Origin of the sequence: Streptococcus sp. DD10, assembly GCF_001578805.1 — a bacterium.
In the GTDB taxonomy this organism is placed as follows: domain Bacteria; phylum Bacillota; class Bacilli; order Lactobacillales; family Streptococcaceae; genus Streptococcus.
This window is the reverse complement of record NZ_KQ969157.1, coordinates 405637-408722: the sequence shown is the minus strand read 5'-3', so window position 1 is coordinate 408722 and position 3086 is coordinate 405637. Positions and strand designations below refer to the sequence as shown.

The 3086-nt window shown below is 37.6% G+C and carries 3 protein-coding genes and 1 pseudogene; all 4 read left to right on the top strand.

Going from position 1 to position 3086, the window contains the following annotated elements:
- Positions 1-766: phosphate ABC transporter ATP-binding protein PstB (gene pstB, locus STRDD10_RS01770; protein ID WP_067192617.1), on the top strand; the 766-nt coding region annotated here is incomplete at its 5' end.
- 11 nt (positions 767-777) lie between these two features.
- Entirely contained in the window at positions 778-1536 is a 759-nt protein-coding gene (gene pstB, locus STRDD10_RS01765) for a phosphate ABC transporter ATP-binding protein PstB (protein WP_067192616.1), read from the top strand.
- A gap of 11 nt (positions 1537-1547) precedes the next feature.
- The gene (phoU, locus tag STRDD10_RS01760; protein ID WP_067192614.1) at positions 1548-2201 is read left to right on the top strand and encodes a phosphate signaling complex protein PhoU; all 654 of its coding nucleotides are present in this window, start codon (positions 1548-1550) and stop codon (positions 2199-2201) included.
- A 304-nt stretch (positions 2202-2505) separates the two neighbouring features.
- Positions 2506-3086 (top strand): annotated as a pseudogene (locus STRDD10_RS11405) (thiamine pyrophosphate-dependent dehydrogenase E1 component subunit alpha); the annotation flags it as partial.

The window sequence follows — 3086 nt, the reverse complement described above, 5'->3', positions numbered from 1 at the left end:
TCCCGATGAAGAAAAAATTGCCTTGTCAACGAAGGATCTGCATGTTTATTATGGTTCAAATGAATCCATTAAAGGCATTGATATGCAGTTTGAAAAGAATAAAATTACGGCGCTTATCGGTCCTTCTGGTTCAGGGAAATCAACTTATCTTCGCAGTTTAAATCGTATGAATGATACGATTGATATCGCTAAGGTAACAGGTGAAATCTGGTTTCATGGAACAGATGTTAATCGACCTGATATAAATGTTTATGAGATGAGAAAACATATTGGTATGGTTTTTCAACGTCCAAATCCTTTTGCAAAATCAATTTATAATAATATCACCTTTGCTCATGAGCGTGCGGGAATCAAAGATAAGCAAATTTTGGATGAGATTGTAGAAACTTCACTAAAACAAGCAGCACTTTGGGAACAGGTAAAAGATGATTTACATAAGTCTGCTTTAACACTCTCAGGAGGACAGCAACAGCGGCTCTGTATTGCTAGAGCTATCTCGGTTAAACCAGAAATTCTACTTATGGACGAGCCTGCGTCAGCACTTGATCCGATCGCAACTGCTCAATTGGAAGAAACAATGCTTGAGCTTAAAAAGAACTATACCATTATTATTGTAACGCATAGCATGCAACAAGCGGCTCGTTCAAGTGACTACACTGGTTTCTTCTACCTTGGTGACTTGATTGAATATGATAAAACGGCAAATATTTTCCAAAATGCTAAATTACAGTCGACTAATGATTATGTATCAGGTCATTTTGGTTAGAAAGGAATGGTATGATAGCACCTATCTTACAAGTTAAAGACTTATCTGTATACTACAATAAAAAAAAGGCTCTTAATGCAGTTTCCTTAGATTTTATGCCTAAGGAAATTACAGCTCTTATCGGACCTTCGGGCTCGGGAAAATCAACTCTCCTTAAGGCAATCAATCGCATGGGGGATTTAAATCCTGAAGTTACAACTACTGGTACCGTAAATTACAATGGTCATAATATCTACAGTCCAAGAACAGATACAGTTGGTCTTCGAAAAGAAATTGGAATGGTCTTTCAACAACCAAATCCTTTCCCTATGACTATTTACGAAAATGTTGTTTATGGGTTGCGCATCAATGGGATTAATGACAAGGAAACTTTAGATGCGGCTGTTGAAAACTCGCTAAAGGGAGCATCTATTTGGGATGAAGTGAAGGACCGACTTCATGATTCAGCAATTGGATTATCTGGTGGTCAACAACAACGTGTTTGTGTTGCGCGTGTTTTAGCAACGAGTCCGAAAATAATCCTTCTGGATGAGCCGACTTCAGCACTCGATCCAATTTCGGCTGGTAAGATTGAGGAAACCTTGTATGGATTAAAAGATGAGTATACAATGCTCCTTGTTACACGATCGATGCAACAAGCCTCTCGGATTTCTGACAAAACAGGATTCTTCTTAGCAGGCGATTTAATTGAGTTTAATGATACAAAGAAAATGTTCTTAAATCCTAAACATAAGGAGACAGAGGACTACATCACTGGTAAATTTGGATAAGGAGGAGAATCATGTTACGTTCTCAATTTGAAGAAGACTTAGAAAAATTGCATAATCAATTTTATGCTATGGGACAGGAAGTGCTCTCCCAAATCAATCGAACCGTTCGAGCTTTTGTCACACATGATCGTGAATTAGCAAAGGAAGTTATAGAGGAAGATGTTGAGATCAATAACTATGAAGTCAAATTAGAGAGAAAATCTGTTGAAATGATTGCACTTCAACAACCTGTAGCTTCAGATTTGCGAATGGTTTTAATTGTACTTAAAGCTGTTTCTGATGTTGAACGAATGGGTGACCATGCTGTTTCGATTGCTCAAGCTACAATTCGAATGAAAGGCGAGGAGCGGATTCCATCCGTTGAGGAAGAAATCAAGAAAATGGGTCGTGAAGTCAAAAACTTTGTTGAAGCGGCACTTGAATTATATCTTAATGGTTCAGTCAATCAAGCTTATGAAATTGCAGCAATGGATGAGAAAATTAATCATTATTTTGACAGCATTCGTGAACTTGCAACCAACGAAATTCGAAATAATCCAGAGGCTATCGTCACAGGGCGTGATTATTTCCAAGTAATTTCGTACTTAGAACGTATTGGTGATTATGCTAAAAACATCTGTGAATGGGTTGTTTATTTTGAAACAGGTAAAATCGTCGAGATGTAAGAAAAGACTAGTTTATATATGATTAAAAACGAGAGTCCGTCGGGCTCTCGTTTTTAGGACTCCATAATTTCTGGGTAGGTAAATCCATCATAGAAATTATGAAGTTATTTTTAATACTAATTAGGGATTTAAGGTATGAAAAAACAACTTAAATATTGTGAAAATTCACTCTTAATTTAAACGAATAGTATAAATACAGCCTTATTCTTTTTAAGTTTGTGAAAATATATAAGTAAAAATTTTGACAGGGTTTTCAAAAAGGAGTAAAATAATAAGGTAAGAAGAAAGTTAGAAAGGCAAAACTATGTCAACAATCGATAAAAATCTCTTACTAGAGATGTTTCGGAAGATGGAAGAAATCCGTCGTATGGACTTGAAAATTGCTCAATTAGTAAAAAAGGAAAAGTGCCGGGAATGACGCACTTTTCTGTTGGAGAAGAAGCAGCTAGCGTGGGTGCTATGTTGGCCTTGAATGAAGATGATTTGATCACTTCAAACCACCGTGGACATGGACAAGCCATTGCTAAGGGGATTGACCTCAATGGAATGATGGCTGAAATCCTTGGGAAATACACAGGAACCTGTAAAGGCAAAGGTGGCTCCATGCACATCGCAGATGTAGATGCCGGAAACCTTGGTGCTAACGGAATTGTTGGTGGTGGTATGGGAATCGCTGTTGGAGCTGCCCTGACCCAACAAATGAAAAAAACAGGAAAAATTGTTGTCTGTTTCTTTGGAGATGGTGCTACTAATGAAGGAGCCTTCCACGAAGCTGTAAACATGGCTTCCATCTGGAACCTTCCTGTTATTTTCTACTGCATTAACAACGGTTATGGAATTTCTGCGGATATCAAGAAAATGACCAATGTAGAGCACATTCATGAA

Excerpts from the sequence above, each read along its gene's own strand:
- phoU (WP_067192614.1), top strand. The coding sequence starts at position 1,548 with ATGTTACGTTCTCAATTTGAAGAAGACTTAGAAAAATTGCATAATCAA.
- pstB (WP_067192616.1), top strand. The coding sequence starts at position 778 with ATGATAGCACCTATCTTACAAGTTAAAGACTTATCTGTATACTACAAT.